13 protein-coding genes are annotated in these 15,101 nt (G+C 66.1%); 1 reads left to right on the top strand and 12 read right to left on the bottom strand.

Annotation, left to right across the window (positions count from 1 at the left end; genetic code table 11):
* Positions 1 to 5: 5 nt before the first annotated feature.
* The 9 genes from EBS11_RS19390 to EBS11_RS19430 all read right to left on the bottom strand — a co-directional run bounded on the left by EBS11_RS19390 (position 6) and on the right by EBS11_RS19430 (position 10,449).
* Positions 6 to 1,610, bottom strand: a complete 1,605-nt coding sequence (locus tag EBS11_RS19390) for a DUF1302 family protein (protein WP_290605464.1) — start codon at positions 1,608 to 1,610, stop codon at positions 6 to 8.
* A 154-nt stretch (positions 1,611 to 1,764) separates the two neighbouring features.
* Positions 1,765 to 2,658, bottom strand: a complete 894-nt coding sequence (locus EBS11_RS19395) for a phosphate ABC transporter substrate-binding protein (RefSeq protein WP_290605466.1) — start codon at positions 2,656 to 2,658, stop codon at positions 1,765 to 1,767.
* 20 nt (positions 2,659 to 2,678) lie between these two features.
* Complete coding sequence (locus EBS11_RS19400; RefSeq protein WP_290605468.1) at positions 2,679 to 4,235, bottom strand: acetolactate synthase large subunit; 1,557 nt, start codon at positions 4,233 to 4,235, stop codon at positions 2,679 to 2,681.
* A gap of 1 nt (position 4,236) precedes the next feature.
* Complete coding sequence (locus EBS11_RS19405) at positions 4,237 to 5,094, bottom strand: aldolase/citrate lyase family protein (RefSeq protein WP_290605470.1); 858 nt, start codon at positions 5,092 to 5,094, stop codon at positions 4,237 to 4,239.
* Positions 5,095 to 5,122: 28 nt separating this feature from the next.
* Positions 5,123 to 6,109: a protocatechuate 3,4-dioxygenase gene (locus tag EBS11_RS19410; protein ID WP_290605472.1), complete on the bottom strand. Its 987-nt coding sequence runs from the start codon at positions 6,107 to 6,109 to the stop codon at positions 5,123 to 5,125.
* 46 nt (positions 6,110 to 6,155) lie between these two features.
* Positions 6,156 to 7,481: an MFS transporter gene (locus EBS11_RS19415; protein ID WP_290605474.1), complete on the bottom strand. Its 1,326-nt coding sequence runs from the start codon at positions 7,479 to 7,481 to the stop codon at positions 6,156 to 6,158.
* Positions 7,482 to 7,550: 69 nt separating this feature from the next.
* Positions 7,551 to 8,396 (bottom strand): amidohydrolase family protein, encoded by an 846-nt coding sequence (locus tag EBS11_RS19420; RefSeq protein WP_290605478.1) that lies wholly within the window; start codon positions 8,394 to 8,396, stop codon positions 7,551 to 7,553.
* A gap of 9 nt (positions 8,397 to 8,405) precedes the next feature.
* On the bottom strand, positions 8,406 to 9,431 hold the full coding sequence (locus tag EBS11_RS19425) for an amidohydrolase family protein (protein WP_290605480.1): 1,026 nt from the start codon (positions 9,429 to 9,431) through the stop codon (positions 8,406 to 8,408).
* Between the two features lie 43 nt (positions 9,432 to 9,474).
* Positions 9,475 to 10,449 carry an ABC transporter substrate-binding protein gene (locus tag EBS11_RS19430; protein ID WP_290605482.1) on the bottom strand — a complete coding sequence of 325 codons (975 nt, stop codon included), beginning with the start codon at positions 10,447 to 10,449 and terminating at the stop codon, positions 9,475 to 9,477.
* A gap of 301 nt (positions 10,450 to 10,750) precedes the next feature.
* Here EBS11_RS19430 and EBS11_RS19435 point away from each other — a divergent pair, with 301 nt between their 5' ends.
* Positions 10,751 to 11,695, top strand: coding sequence for a helix-turn-helix domain-containing protein (locus EBS11_RS19435; RefSeq protein WP_290605484.1), 945 nt, complete (start codon positions 10,751 to 10,753; stop codon positions 11,693 to 11,695).
* Positions 11,696 to 11,787: 92 nt separating this feature from the next.
* On the opposite strand, the gene EBS11_RS19440 is transcribed toward EBS11_RS19435, so the two are convergent.
* From EBS11_RS19440 to EBS11_RS19450, 3 genes are all read right to left on the bottom strand, one after another.
* Complete coding sequence (locus tag EBS11_RS19440; protein ID WP_290605485.1) at positions 11,788 to 13,089, bottom strand: NAD(P)/FAD-dependent oxidoreductase; 1,302 nt, start codon at positions 13,087 to 13,089, stop codon at positions 11,788 to 11,790.
* A 105-nt stretch (positions 13,090 to 13,194) separates the two neighbouring features.
* A complete protein-coding gene (locus EBS11_RS19445; protein ID WP_290605486.1) occupies positions 13,195 to 14,130 on the bottom strand; it encodes a zinc-binding dehydrogenase in 936 nt (311 codons plus the stop codon).
* 78 nt (positions 14,131 to 14,208) lie between these two features.
* Positions 14,209 to 14,994 carry a glucose 1-dehydrogenase gene (locus tag EBS11_RS19450; protein WP_290605488.1) on the bottom strand — a complete coding sequence of 262 codons (786 nt, stop codon included), beginning with the start codon at positions 14,992 to 14,994 and terminating at the stop codon, positions 14,209 to 14,211.
* Positions 14,995 to 15,101 lie beyond the last annotated feature (107 nt).

A 15,101-nucleotide genomic window follows, 5' to 3' on the forward strand; every position in this document is an offset into this window, starting at 1 on the left:
TTTTTTTAGAAGCTGGTTTGCAGGCTGAAGCGGAAGTAATCGCGGTCCAGCAGCGCCTGCGACGTGGCCTTGCCCCGGTAATTGATGAACGACAGGTTGCCCGTCCACTTGGTCAGGTACACGCCCGTCACGCCGACGATGAGTTCGCCGCCGTGGTCGGGGCTGCCGGAAAACGGAAACGCCGTGTCGATCACGGAGCGGCCCTTGAACGACCAGCCCAGGTTCAGCGGCACGCTCAGGTCCAGGCCCGGCGCCACCTGGTACCAGGTGGGCGTAAACACCACGCGCCCGCCATAGCTGGTCTTGTTGAGCGTGGTATCGACCTTGGCCGCGTTGCGCTCGATGCTGTTGAGGTGGTTGGCCGACAGTTCACCCACCAGGCTGGAGCCGTCCCACAGGCTGGAAGCGCCGCCTATCATGGTGCCCGACAGGTTCAGGTGCGCCGTACGGCCCGTGGGGTAAGGCGTGTTGTCGTCAAGCCAGCTGCTGCCCGCGCCCGCCGGCAAGGTCACCGTGCCCGAGCGGGCCACCAGCGGCTGGCCGTAGCGCATCGACGCTTCCAGGCCCAGGTTGGCGCTGCCGACCAGGCGCGAGAGGCTGGCGCCAAAGGCGCGCACCTTGTTGGGCACGGCCAGGAAGTAGCGCTGGCTGGCCGCCTGCGTGACGATCTGCAGCGAGGTATCGTTGTAGCGGATCGCATACAGACCGATGTCGGCGTCGAGCAGCTCGCTGCGCGTATTCAAGGCCAGGCCGAAGTTGTTCGGCAGGTCGCCCTTCACCTGGCCCGCATACTTGAGTTTCAAGGGACCCGCATACATCGATTCGGCGCCGTCGCCCAGCATGTCGGTCGCGCTCAGGTAGCTGCCGGCCGGATGCAGACGCGTGGGCCGGTACTTGAACTGCACATACGCTTCCACGCTGGTGTCGTTGCTCAGTTGCAAGGTGCTCGACAGTTGCGGCACGGGGATGGTGGTTTCCTTCGCCTGCGCGCCGGGAATCGACAGCTTGTACAGGTCGATGGGCGCCATGCCCTTGGCGATGCCGTTCATGCCGAAGAACAGGGTGGTGCCCCAGATCAGCGAGTGCTGGCCCAGGCGGTAGGACAAGGTGGCGTCGCCCAGCTGGTTCCTGCCGAAGACGAACCAGTCGAGCATTTCCGCATTGCGCCCGCCGATGCGCCGCGTGTCGGGGGAAAATGCGTTGTAGGGAGCCGACACATTGTTGCTGGTCGCCTTCGAAGTGTTCGAGGTGCCGCTGTTGTAGACCGTGTCATACCAGGCGGCGGCGCTCAGGCGCAGGCCGAAGCCGTCCTTCTGCACGTCGAACTCGGACAGCAGGTCGGCGCGGTTCGAGATCAGGCCCTTGCTGAAATTGCGATCGCCATCGTCGTTGTTCACCTTCGCGGCGCCGCTGATCAGGGCGTCCGAGGGCGCATCGATGCGGTAGCCGGCGCTGTATTTGATGGTATTGTCCCAGCGGATTTGCCACTCGCCGCCGGGATTGAGGTCGGCCGCGCCGGCCGGCGCGCCGATGGCCACCAGCATGGCGGCGAGTATCGTGAGCGCGTGGCGCGGTGCTGCGGAGGTACTGCTTCCTGCGTGCTGTTTCATCGTGTCTCCTTGATCGTTCTTATAGTTTTGGCTACTGCACCGGCGCCCGCCGCCTCTGTGGGCGGGTGGGCTGGTCCTGCATGGCTAGAATATGGGACGCGCCGGCCGGCGTCTCTGCACAAAAGACAGATTCACTGGCACTTTTGGACACGCTTCACCCGAGCGCGCGCGTCACGTCGTCGAACAGCGCATCGACTTCCAGGCGGTGCGGGATGATCTTCTGGTCGAGCGACCAGTCGATGGCCAGCTGCAGGCCCTTGCGGTTCGCTTCCAGTCCCAGCGGCGGGAAGACGGCCGGCACGCCTTCGGCCAGGGCGCGGCTCTCGGCCAGCATGCGGTACAGTTCGCGCACGATGTCGGGCCGCTGGCGCGACAGCTCCTCATGCACGACGAACATGTGGTTGATCGGCACCACGTTTTCGCGCGCGAACCAGTCCTTTGCGGCCGCCTGGGCATCGGGCACCAGGGTGCGCACGCGGGGGTCCTTCGGCATGTCCTCGCCCAGCAGCGCGGCCGCCAGTTCGCCGTGCATCATCATGTCGGGAATCGATGCGCCCTTCGGCAGGCGCTCGCAGTTGGCCGGGTCGCTGTACTCGGCCAGGTGGCCGTCGCCCAGGGTCATCCACGTCACCTTGTCCAGGTCGACGCCGTATTCGTGGCGCAGGATGCCGCGTATCCACAGCGCCGTCGTCTGCGTATAGGTGCGCACGCCGACGCGCTTGCCTTCGATATCCTTCGGCGCCAGGTGGCCGAAATCGCTGTTGAAGCCGGCGCAATGGTGCTGGAAGCGGCCCGAGACGGGCGCCGGCAGCATCACGTAGGGCTTGCCGTAGGCCCTGGCCTGCAGGAAGGTGACGATGGCCAGTTCGCCCGCGTCGAAGGCGTTTTCGCGCACCATCGCCTTGAAGCCGTTGTGCGCGGGCGTGGGGCCGCAGAAATCGAGCTGGAACAGCGCGGAAATGACGCGGCCGTCGCGCAGCGCGCGCGTGACGGGATACTCGGACAGGTTGATGCGCAGCGTCGGCACGCCGCTATAGTCGTGACTCATGGTGTTTCCTTTCAAGAGGGTTACAAACGCACTTCGATCAGCGAGGGACCCGGCTCGCGCGCCAGGTCCAGCATGGCCCGGTGGAAGCCTTCGGCCGTGTCGACGGCCACGCTGGGCACGCCCATGCTTTTCGCCATGGCTTGCCAGTCGATGCGCGGACGGTCGATGTCGATCATGGCCAGCGCCTGCGGCCCCGGCGCGCCGGCGCCCATGTTGGCGTATTCGGCCTTCAGGATGGCGTAGCTGTTGTTGGCGAAGATGATGGTGGTGATATCCAGGCCTTCGCGCGCCTGCGTCCACAGCGACTGGATGGTGTACATGGCGCTGCCGTCGCCCACCATGCAGAACACGCGGCGTTCGGGACAGGCCAGCGCGGCGCCCGTCGCCATCGGCGTGCCGTAGCCGATGGAGCCGCCCATGTTGTTGATCAGGTCATGCGGCGCGGCGCCCACCGTCAGGCCCATGGTTTCGCGCCCCGTCGTCAGCGATTCATCGACGAGGATGCAGTTTTCCGGCAAGGCGGCCGCCAGCGCCTGGGCGATGCTGGCCGGCGTCAGCGCGCCGCTGGGGGCCACCGCCTCGGCGCGCGGCTGGATGGCGGCCGGCGTGTGCGTGGCGCCCAGCGCGTGGACCAGCATTTCCAGCCCCGCCTCGCAGCTTTCGCCGCTCTCGACCAGCGCATGCACGCTGGTGCCGGGCGCCTTGAGCAGGCTGGGCTTGTCGGGATAGCTGAAGAAGGCGATCGGCTCCGTCGTGTCCACCGTGATGATGTGCTTGAAGCCCTTCAGGTAGTCGACGGCCGGGCCGACCGCATATGGAATGCGCTCCAGCGTGACCCGCCCCGCCCCGCGCTCGATGCGCGAGGTGAAGAACTGCGTGGCCAGGCGGCAGCCCGTGGCCGCCTTCAGCTTGCCCGCCAGCGCCAGCGCGCGTCCGCGCGTGGCGCGGCCCGCCAGGATCACCAGGGCCGGTTCGCCCGAGCGCAGCACCCTGGCCACGTGCTCGATGCGCGCCGTATCGGGCAGCCTGGCCAGGCTGTCGGCGCGCGGCAGCGCCTGAGCCGGCACGCGCGGCGCGCCCGCCTGCTGCCACGAGGCGTCGCCAGGCAGGATCAGGGTGGCGATCCGGCCCGGCTGCTCGCTGGCCTTCGCCACGGCGCTGGCCACGTCCCAGGCCACGCTGCCGGCCGATTCCACGCGGCGCACCCAGTGGCTGAGGGGGCGCGCCAGGCCCTCGATGTCGGACATCAGCGGCGGATCGTATTGCAGGTGGGCCGCCGAATGCTCGCCGACGATGTTGAGCATGCCCGACGAGGCCCGCTTGGCGTTGTGGATGTTGGCCAGGCCGTTCGCCAGGCCCGGCCCCAGGTGCAGCAGGGTCGACGCGGGCGTGTCCTTCATGCGGTAGTAGCCGTCGGCGGCGCCCGTGCAGACGCCCTCGAACAGGCACAGCACGCTGCGCATGCGGGGGTTTTCCAGCGCCTTCAAAAAATGCATCTCGGAAGTGCCCGGATTGGCGAAACAGATATCGACCCCCTGTTCGGTGAGGGTCTGCACCAGGCTTTCAGCGCCGTTCATGTCAGTACCCCGCCATCTCGCGCGCCTTGCCGATGACGCCGTAGCTGCGCTGCGGCGCCGACATGAGAAAGCCGTAGCCTTCCTGCAGCAGGCGCTCGTAATTGCTGCCCGTGACGTGGGGATTGCCCACCTTGACCTGGTGCTTGTGGCAGGTGGCGACGATCTGCGCCATGGCCGCCAGCACTTCCGGATGCTCGTACTGGCGCGCCAGGCCCAGTTCCTGCGACAGGTCGCCCTCGCCGATCAGCACGAAGCCCACGCCCGGCACGTTGGCCAGGATATCGTCCAGGTTCCCGATAGCCTGCGTGCTTTCGATCATCAGCCCGGCAAGCAGCTCGCCGTGCGGCGCCAGCGGCCAGACGTCGGCCTTGGCATAGTATTCCTGCTGGCTCAAGCCCCAGTAGCGGGCCGCATTGGCCGGGCCGTCGCCGCGCACGCCGCGCGGCTCGTACAGCGGCGCGTGCTTCGGCCGCGCATAGCGGCACGAGGCGACGGCGTTCCAGGCTTGCTCGACGGTGGCCACGTGCGGCGTGATGACGCCGTACACGCCGCGGTCCAGCACCTGCTTGGCGAAGGACTGGTTCATCTCGACGCCGTTGGCGGGTATGCGCGCCAACGGCGTGACGCCCGGCGCCACGGAGCCGGCCGCCGCGATCTGCTTGCGGTTGAGCATGTACTGCAGCGCATCGCCCAGCGCGGCCACATCGTAGGGGTTGTGCTCCATTTCAAAGACGATGCCGTCATACGGCGCTTCGCTCATGTCGATGGCCGACTGGCGGTCGATCTTGGAAAAGGCGGTGAAAGCGGGCTTGCCCTGTTCCCAGGCGCGGATGATGCCGTTCAGGCGGTGCTTGCTCATGTTGTTCCTCGTGGTCTGAAGTGGATGATTACTGCTTGCTGTCCCAGTACATGAAGCCCATGCCCTCGCCCGTGCCGGCCGGCGTGCGCCAGCACGGCACGTAGTCGACCAGGGTCATGGCGGCCCCCGTGTCCTGCATGGCTTTCATGACGCTGACATACAGCTTGATTTCGGAAGTGCCCGACTGGTAGTAGCCGTCGGGGATGGCGGCCAGGCCGTCGTAGTCGTAGTCGCCCAGCATCCGCATGACCTTGTGGTCGAACTCTTCGTCGTTGACGAAGTGCGACAGGCCGCCCGAGGCGAAGATGCCGACCCGCACGTCGGCCGGCCAGGCGTTGATGGCGTCGCGCAGCACGCGGCCAAATTCGATGCAGCGCGCCATCGACGGCTGCGTGGGCGGATAGAAGCAGTTCATGATGACGGGCACGTGCGGCGGCACCTCGTCCTGCATGATCTGGTGGTAGACGAAGCTGTAGGCGTGCGGCGCCACCGGATACTCGGGCAAGGGCTTCATCCACACGTTGTCCGGCCAGGCGAACAGGTCGGTCAGGTCGAAGCCCTCTTGCTGGAAGGCGTCGACCAGATGGGCGGCCAGTTCCGGGTGGCAGGGGTGCGTCACGTGGTGGTCCGGCGCATACACGGCGCGCTGCGGCGGGCCGTTATGCACCTCGGCGCCCGTGTAGATGGCGATCGAGGGCGAAAACTGCGTAAAGATTTCCTTCTGGTCCTTGCCCAGGATGATGGCCACGTCGATCTTCGCCTCGCGGTAGGCCGCCGCCATGGTGTCGAGCGCCGTGCGGCAGCGTGCCGCCCGCTCCGCGCGCTCTTCCAGCGTCAGGAAGGGCTCGAACGCCGCCTCGCGGTGCGCTTCCAGTTCCGGATAGGTCCAGGTGCGGTTGCGGAACCACAGTTCCGGGTTATTGCGGTCGCGCTCGCCATTCGTCAGCCAGTCTTCCGGCTTCTGGCCCAGCATGCCGCTATGCGGTACCGCCATGCCGAATACAATTTTTGCCATCGTGTTCCTCGTATAGGTGTTGGGATGTGTGAAGGGGGCAGCCGCGTCAGACCTTGCCCAGCGCGTCGTGCAGCGGCGCAGGCGCGTCCTGCGATTCCTGCGCTAGCTGCGCCGCCGGCTCGCCCACCCTGGGCGCCCATTTGCGCTGCAGCAAGATGACGGAACTGCCGGCGCCGATCAGCAGGAAGACGAAGATCGCCAGCATCGGCGCCGTGTAGCTGCCGCTGACATGCAGCAGCCAGCCCGACAGGCTGGCCGAGATGCCGCCGGCCAGGCTGGTGGCCACCTGCTGCAAGCCCGTGTTCAGGCCGATGGCCGGCTTGGGGATCAGGGTCAGCTTGCACAGCGTGGTGTTGTTGGCCGTGACCAGGCCCAGCAGCGACAGCGACAGCACGTTCCAGAACAGCGCCATCTGCAAGGTCGACGCATACGCCCCCAGCAGCACCGTCGTGCCGCCGATGAAGCCGGCCACGACAAAGCTCTTGCGCACCCGCACCGCATCCCTGCCCCGCGCGATCAGGCGGTCCGCCGCCCAGCCGGCGATGGTGGCAACGATGGCGATGCCGGCAAAGCTGAAGAAGGTGTACAGGCCGGACTTTTCCAGCGACAGGCCGCGCTGCTCGACCAGGTAGGCCGGCATCCAGGTCATGCAATAGAAAGTGAAATAGCCGTAGCAAAAGTTGTTGATCATGCCGCCCCACACCACGGGGCTGGCCAGCAGGCTGCCGAAGGTGACGGAAGCGGCCGTGTGCCGGCGCGTGACCAGTTCCGCCTTCGAGGGAAAATCGTTCTTCACCATCAGCAGCCACGGCCCCAGCCACAGCAAGCCCACCAGGCCCGTGGCGACGAACATCAGCTGCCAGGAATGGTGGACGATGATCCAGGCGGCGATGGGCGCGCCGATGGCCGGGCCGAACTTGCCGCCCATGGCGAAGATGCCGACGGCCAGGCCTTTCTGGCTTTCGCGGAAATTGTTGCCCATCCAGCGGTAGCTGGCGGGGATCACCACGGCTTCGGCCGCGCCCACCAGCAGGCGCATGAGGATCAGCGCGCCCAGGGTCGTCACCATGCCGGTGGCGGCCGAGGCCAGGCACCACAGGGTGAAGCACACGGTGTACGGCCATTTCACGCCGTAGCGGTCGACCACCCAGCCCATGCCCAGCTGGCACAGGCCGTAGGACCAGAAGAACGAGGAATTGAGCCAGCCCCGCTCGACGCTGGTGAGGGCGAATTCCGCGACAAAACTCTTGTCGGCCAGCGCCGACGACAGGCTGGTGCGGTCCACGAAGGAAATCAGCAGCCCCAGCGCCAGCAGCAGCAGGATGCCCCAGGGGTTGACGGCGCCTGCGCCTTTTGCCTTACTTGTCTCCATCTTTCTCTTTCGGTAATGTGTGCAGTTTCCGGGCCGCTCTGCGGCGGCTTGCCCGGCGTTGGCCTGGTCTTACGCCAGGCTGGGATACAGTTGCTGCGCCGTCTTGCCGAAGATCCAGGCCCGGTCGGCGTCGCCGAGGCAGGCCAGGCCCGCCTGCGCCGTGGCCAGGATGGCGGCCAGGCTGCCCGGCGAGGTCGGGTAGTTCGAACCCCAGGCCATGCGCGACGCGCCGAAGGCCTCCACCACGCGGGGGAAGAAGGTCTCGGCGCTGGCCTTGTCCCTGCTCACGTCGTTGAAGATGCGCGGCGTCAGCTTCAGGTAAATGCTGGGCAAGGCGGCCAGCTCGAACAGGCTGTGCGCCCTGGCGTATGGCGCGCCGTCGGCCACGTCCGGACGGCCCAGGTGGTCGAGGATGATGGGCACCGTGGGAAAGCGCTTGGCCAGCGCCGTCACCTGCGGCAGGCCGACGGGCCCCGTCTGGATGCACATGGTCAGGCCCAGTTCGGCGCACAGTTCCCACGCGGCAAACGAGCGCGGATCGTCCAGTTCGCTGGGGTCGAATTCCTTGGTGCTACCGCCCGTAAACAAACGCAGGCCGGCCAGGCCGCGCGCCTGCCACTCGCGGATGCGCTGCGGCGCGTCTTCCTGCAGCACGTCGACGGAGCCGACGGCCGCGAGGCGTCCCGGGTACTGGCCGCAGCCTTCCACCACATAGCTGTTATCAAAGCCATACGTGGTGGACGAATGCACGACGGCCGCCTTGGCAACGCCGGCCGCGTCCATCTGGGCGATCAGCGCCTCGACGGTGCTGGGGCGCTCCTGCGACCAGTCCGAGCGCTTGCCGAACAGGGGTGCCGGCGGATAGCGGCCTTCGTCGCCGGAAATGATGTGCGGATGAATGTCGATGATGGTCATGCTGGCTCCTTATTTGCCTTGCGCCTTCAGGCGCGCGTCGAGACGGGGGAAGACGCGGCGCGCATTGCCCTCGAAAATCTTGTAGCGGTCTTCCTCGCTCAGCGAGGCAATGCCGTCCACATAGCGCTTGGTGTCGTCGAAATACTGGCCCGTGGCCGGGTCCTTGCCGCGCACGGCGCCGATCATTTCCGAGCCGAACAGGACGTTGTCCGCCGGAATCACCTTGGTCAGCAGTTCCACGCCCGGCTGGTGGTACACGCAGGTGTCGAAGAAGATGTTGTCCAGCAAGCCTTCCAGCGGACGGTGCTGCATCTCCAGCGACATGCCCCGGTAGCGGCCCCAGTGGTAAGGCACGGCGCCGCCGCCATGCGGGATGATCAGGCGCAGCTGGGGGAAATCCTTGAACAGGTCCGACTGCAGGATCTGCATGAACACGGAGGTGTCCGCGTTCAGGTAATGCGCGCCCGTGCCGTGGAAGCACGGGTTGCACGAGGCGGCCACGTGGATCATGGCGGGCACGTCCAGCTCGCACAGCGCCTCGTACAGCGGATACCATTCGCGGTCCGTGACGGGCGTACCAGTCCAGTAGCCGCCCGTCGGGTCGGGATTGAGGTTGCAGCCGACGAAGCCCAGTTCCTCGACGCAGCGGCGCAGCTCGGGAATGCTGTTCTTCGGCGGCGCCAGCGGCGACTGCGGCAGCTGGCAGACGGGGGCAAAGTTGTCCGGATACATTTCCGTCACGCGGTGTACCAGGTCGTTCGAGATTTCCGCCCATTCCAGGCTGGTGCGCTCGTTGCCCAGGTGATGGCTCATCAGGCCCGCGATGGGCGAAAACAGGGTCAGGTCGCCGCCCCGCTCCTGCTGCAGGCGCAGCTGGCCATTGCCCACCGCCTCGCGGATTTCATCGTCGGAGACAAAGGCTTCGGCGCGCGAGGGGCCGTTGACGGGGTCATTGGCAAACTCGACCTGTTTCGCGCGCCAGTTACGGAACGAGGCGGGGACGGTGGTGAAATGGCCGTGGCAATCAATAATCATGTTCTTCTCTCGGTTCGGTTCAGCGGATCAGCGGTTCAGCGGTTCAAGGGGCGAGCGGGTCGACAAACAGTTCGGCGATCGACATGCGGCGCGGCGTCAGGCCTTGCTCGAAGGCCGTCGCTTCCAGGGTGACGATGGTTTTCATGTTTTCCTGCAAGCCGTACGGCAGCGGGTCGTGGCCGACGATCTGGCGCAGCGCCTGGTATTTCTTGTCGCTGGCCGTGGTGGCCTCGCCCGCGTCGAGGCGCGCCAGCCATTCCTGTTTCGCCCGCTCGAAGGCGTCGTACAGCGACTTGGCGATCCATGGATGCTCGGCCAGGATGGCGTCCTTGACGACGATGGTGCCGTGCATGGGATACACGCCCGTGCGCCGGTAGTAGTCCGCCTCGATCCCGGCCGCGTTCGGCAACAGGTCCGGGTAGTCGGCCTCGACTTCCTTCCAGCCGCCCGTCGGCGCGCCCGTGCGGCCGATGCCCGCCGCCCCTTCCAGGCCCGCCACCAGCTCGCCCCTGGCCATCATGTCGGCCAGCGAAGTGCCCGGCGCCGCGTGGATGACATTGCCCGGCAATTTCAGCTGCGTCACGTGTTCCTCGTCATCCACTACCCACGTCACTTTCGACGCGTCCAGGCCGAACTCGTCGATCAGCACTTGCCGGTTCCACACGCCCGTCGTGACGGAATAGGCGCGCACGCCCACCTGCTTGCCTTCCAGGTCCTTCGGGTGGCCGATGCCGGCGTCCGGGCGCACCAGCAGGCCGCCGTGGTGGAAGCGGCGCACGACGAAGATCGGCAGCGCGACGAAGGGCGCGCCATAGGCGCGGGCGATGATGTAGGTGGTGGGCGCCAGTTCGCAGACGTCGAATTCGACGTCGCGCACCATGCGGCGGAAGGCGCCGATCTGCGGCTGCACGGTGATGAATTCCGCGTCCACGCCCTCGATGGGGATGGAACCGTTGCGGATGGCCGAGGTATGCGGATGCTCGGCGATGGCGATCTTGAGGGGGACTTTCTTGGCCAACTTGATTCTCCTGTGAATGTCGTGCGCCGCGGCCTGGAGTACCTCAGCCGGCAGGCGTCATGTCTTGAGGAATCAAGAATAGGAGATGGCCGCACCCCCGTCCCTAGACAAAATTGAGATTCGCTGGGACTTTTTCTGGCACTTTTGTGCATACACGACAGATACAGTTCGGCGCTTGCCCTCGCCTCCCCCGGCGGCTATGATTGACGCCGACCAGCGCGAGAAATCGGCCCGCGCAGCCCGGCGCCAGCATGGCCGGCTGCGACACAACGATCCCGCTGTGCCTTGCCCAGGAGACCAGATGACACACAATGCAATAGCAAAGAATCAACATCATGCGGGTGGCAGAGTCACCTTGACCACCGTGCCGAAAGTGCGGCTGTACGTGGAGCGCCAGGAAAAGCGCGAGGGCTGGTTCGTGCATATCGGCCACGTCACGGAACGGGGCCGCTGGCGCACGGAGCCGCATGCGCATCCCAAGTATGGCCAGGTGATCTTCGTGCGCAACGGCCGCGGCGTGATGAACCTGGAAGGCAGCAGCGTGCCCTTCGAAGGCCCCTGCGCGCTGCTGCTGCCCACCGAATGCGTGCACGGCCTCGACTACGAGATCGACGTCGACCGCTGGGTAGTCACCATCGAGGTGGCTTATTTGACGCAGGTCAACAGCAAGCTGCACGAATTCATCCAGCTGTGGGCCATGCCCCGCGTGATTCCCCTGTCGTATGCGGACGAGGCGGCGGCGGAATTCTTTTCCCTTATTTCACGGCTGGAACAGGAAGTGGCCCTGCGCGCCACCGGCCACGTGATCGGCACGGAAGCGCTGCTGACGTCGCTGCTGCTGATGCTGGTGCGCGGCACGCGCCTGGAGCAGGTCGACAATGAAGGCACGACGCGCAGCGAGATCCGCCTGGCCGACCGTTTCCGCGAACTCATCGACGCGCATTACCACGAAGGCTTGCCGCTGCAGGATTACGCTTCGATGATGGCCGTGTCGTTGGTGCAGCTGCGCGCCGCCTGCGCCTCGGCCACGGGACAAAGCCCCACCAAGATGATCCATGCGCGCCTGATCACGGAAGCGAGGCGCCACCTGATCTTCGGCGACCAGTCGATGGAGCAGATCGCCTTCCTGCTGGGCTTTTCGGACGCCGCCTATTTCACGCGCTTCTTCCGCAAGGAAGTGGGCCAGACGCCCAGCGTGTTCCGCATCACGGCGCGCCAGCAGCCGCACCGCGCCAAGGCCGGCTGACGCGGCCGGCCATTGGCAAGCGTGCCCGGTGCCGGCATCGCCGCCGCTGCCGCTGCAGTCCGGGCGCCCTCCCCCGGCGCGGCACGCGCCAGCTAGTGCAGTTTGACCAGTGGCGTATTCTTTTTGATCAGGAAACGTGCAACCGTCAGCACCCCCGTGCGGATGCCCCCCAGCACGGCGCGATGATGCATCAGGTGCAAGCTGACATACAGCAAGCGGGCCACGTAGCCCTCGACGAACCAGCTGAAGCCCTTCAGCGAGCCCATCAGATTGCCCACCGATGTGCCCGGCCCGAAGGAAACCAGCGAACCATAGTCGCGGTAGCGGTAGGGCTGCTCCTGCAGCGGCTTGCCGGCCTCCTGCAGCAGGAAATGTCTCAACAGATAGTCGGCCTGCTGGTGCGCCGCCTGCGCCCTCGGCGGCACGGGTATGCCATCGGCACCGACGCAGGCGGCACAATCGCCCAGGGCGTACACATGGGAAAGGCCCTTGACGGCCAGCTTGCCATCCACTTCCACCTGGCCGGAACGCGTGGTCGGCAGCCCCAGCCTGGCCAGCAGTGCCGGCCCCTGTATGCCGGCCGCCCACACGCAGAGGTCGGAGCGATGCACCGTGCCATCGGCGAAGCTCACCTGATGCGCTTCGATTTTCGCCACCCGCGTACCCGTCATGACGGAGATATGGCGCCTGGCCAGCTGTTTCAACGCCGCATCCGCGACGCGTTCGGGGAGTGGCGCCAGGATGCGCGGCGCGCCCTCCAGCAGGGTGATCCGCACATCCTTGACGGGGTCGACGCGACGCAGGCCGTAGCTGGCATAGGCGCTGCTTGCTTCGCGCAGCTCGGCGGCCAGTTCGACGCCCGTCGCGCCAGCGCCGATGATGACCACGTCCACGCCAGCGTCGGGCTGCGTCGGCTTGCGCAATTCCACATGCGTGAGCAGCTTGAGCAAACTCAGACGGAACCGTTCCGCGTCCTCGGTCGCGCTCAAGGAAACCGTGTGTTCGTCCGCGCCAGGAATGCCAAAGTGATTCGAGGTACTGCCGATCGCCAGCACCAGCGAAGCGAAGCCGAGCCGCCGCTGCGGCACGATTTCCTCGTCCGCCACGCCGGACACGATGGCACCGACGTCGATCGTCCGCGCCTCGGCGTCGAAGCCCGTCAAGGGGCCATACACAAAGGTAAAGCCATTGTCATGCGCAAGCATCTGGTAGGACAGGCCCTCCCGGTGGATATCCAGCGTGCCGGCCGCGACTTCATGCAGGGAAGGCTTCCAGATATGGTAGAGCTGGCTATCCACCAGCGCCACGTCCCCCGGCCCCAGTTTGCGCCCCAGCTTGCACGCCAGTTCCAGCCCGCCCGCTCCGCCACCGACGATCACGATTTTGCTATACATGATTAAGTTCCACAGTAATGATTGATACATGCGCCAGCGACGCAGGCCGGGTGTTACGCCCGTGTCGCCGGCGCGTTCGCCTGGCCCGCCTGGCCTGGCGCCTGTCTACGGCACGGCGACGAAGCGGCCGCGCACGCCTCCCTGCTCGAGCTTTTTCAGACTCGCGGGAATGTCGTCGAAGGAGATCAACAGCACTTCCGACCTGATTTTCCCGCAGGCCATCAGCGCCAGCACGGCCTCGGCTTCGGCCTTTTCGCCATTCGCCGCGCCGACATAGCTAATTTCCTTCATGGTGATCTTTTGTGCGGAGATGGTGGCCATCTCCCTGGCCAGGCCGACCTGCACGACGCGGCCACGCGGACGCACCGCGTCAATCGCCGCCGCCGTCGTCGTGCCATAGCCGGCAAAGTCCACGATCACGTCCAGGCCCTTGTCCTCGAATGCGCGGATATCGGCAGCGACGCCGCTGGCCCCCATGCTGCGCGCCTCGTCCCACGCCGCTTCATTGACCTCGGCCACATAAACGATGGCGTCCAGGGCGTGCGCAATCTGTACCGCGAGCGAACCCAGCCCGCCGAAGCCGATAATGCCCACCGTCGTGCCGGCAGCGACGTGGCCGGCGGTGACCAGGCCACGGTAGGCCGTGCGCGCGGCATCCATGGCTGGCGCCGCCTGCTCGAACGCCACGCCGTCGGGCACGTGGACACATTGCTCGGCGATGGCCACGACCTTGTCGGCGAAGCCGCCGTCGTGCGCGGTGCCGGGCGAATGCACCGTGGCCGGGATGCCGACGCGCTGGCCCAGCCGGAACGCGGTCACGCCGCTGCCGACGGCCGAGACCACGCCGGCGATTTCATGCCCCAGCACGATAGGCACATGTGCCAGCAGGGAAGTGATGGTGCCATCCATATAGCTGACGTCGCTATGGCACAAGCCTGCCGCCTTGATGTCGATCACGATTTCACCGGGACCGGCGACAGGATCGGGTAACTCGACACGCTCAAGTGGCTTGCCCACTCCAATAAATTGCCATGCTTTCATTTTTTCTCCTGAATCTATGGGCAGTGCCCCAATTGGCCGGCCCGGCGCGCAGCACGGCCGGGCCGGCCGGATGGCGCCTCAGCGCTCCATCACCGCCTGCATGCCGCCGGCCGCCACCGACGCGCCGCCATCGATCACCTGCGCCGTGCCGGTGGTAAACCACGATTCGTCGCTCGCCAGGTACAGGACCAGGTACGCCACATCGATGGGACGTCCCATGCGGCCGAGCGGCTGTGCGGCGGCGGCCGCCGCCAGCGACGCCTGATCCGGGAAACCTTCATCCACCATGGCGGTGTGGATCACTCCCGGGTTGACCGAATTGACGCGGATATTCAGCGGCGCCAGTTCCACCGCGGCAGCGCGCGACATGGCGTCGACGGCGCCTTTGCTGGCGGTGTAGGCGCTGAAGCGGCCGCAGGCGTTGACGACCGCCAGCGACGCGATATTGACGATGGCGCCCACGCCCGCCTCCGTCATCTGTGGAATCACCGCCTGCATGCCCGCAAACTGGCTCCAGGCATTGACATCCATGGTCTTGCGCCAGTGCTCATAGCTCACCAGGTTGTAGGGAGCCGACGCCAGGATGCCGGCGTTATTGACCAGAATGGTAATGGGCCCGAAGGCGTCCCTGCCCTCCTTCACGACCCGCGCCCAATCCTCCGCCGACGCAACGTCGTGGCGCATGGCCAATGCCGCGCCCGGGCGCTCCGCGTTGATGGACGCCACCACCGCGCGCACCGCCGCGTCATTGATGTCGGTGGCGATCACCCATGCTCCCTCTTTGGCCAGCAGCCTGGCTTCGGCCTCGCCCTGGCCGGCGGCGGCGCCAGTAACCAGCGCCACTTTTCCTGTAACACGACCCATGTTTTCGCTCCTTGATATGTTTGAAATGGATACCCGGCACAAAGTGGTCATTCATGACCGTTTTGGCGCCGGCAATGGTAGCACACAAAGTGGTCATTAATGACCAC

The organism is Janthinobacterium sp. (assembly GCF_009923995.1).
In the GTDB taxonomy this organism is placed as follows: Bacteria; Pseudomonadota; Gammaproteobacteria; order Burkholderiales; family Burkholderiaceae_D; genus Janthinobacterium.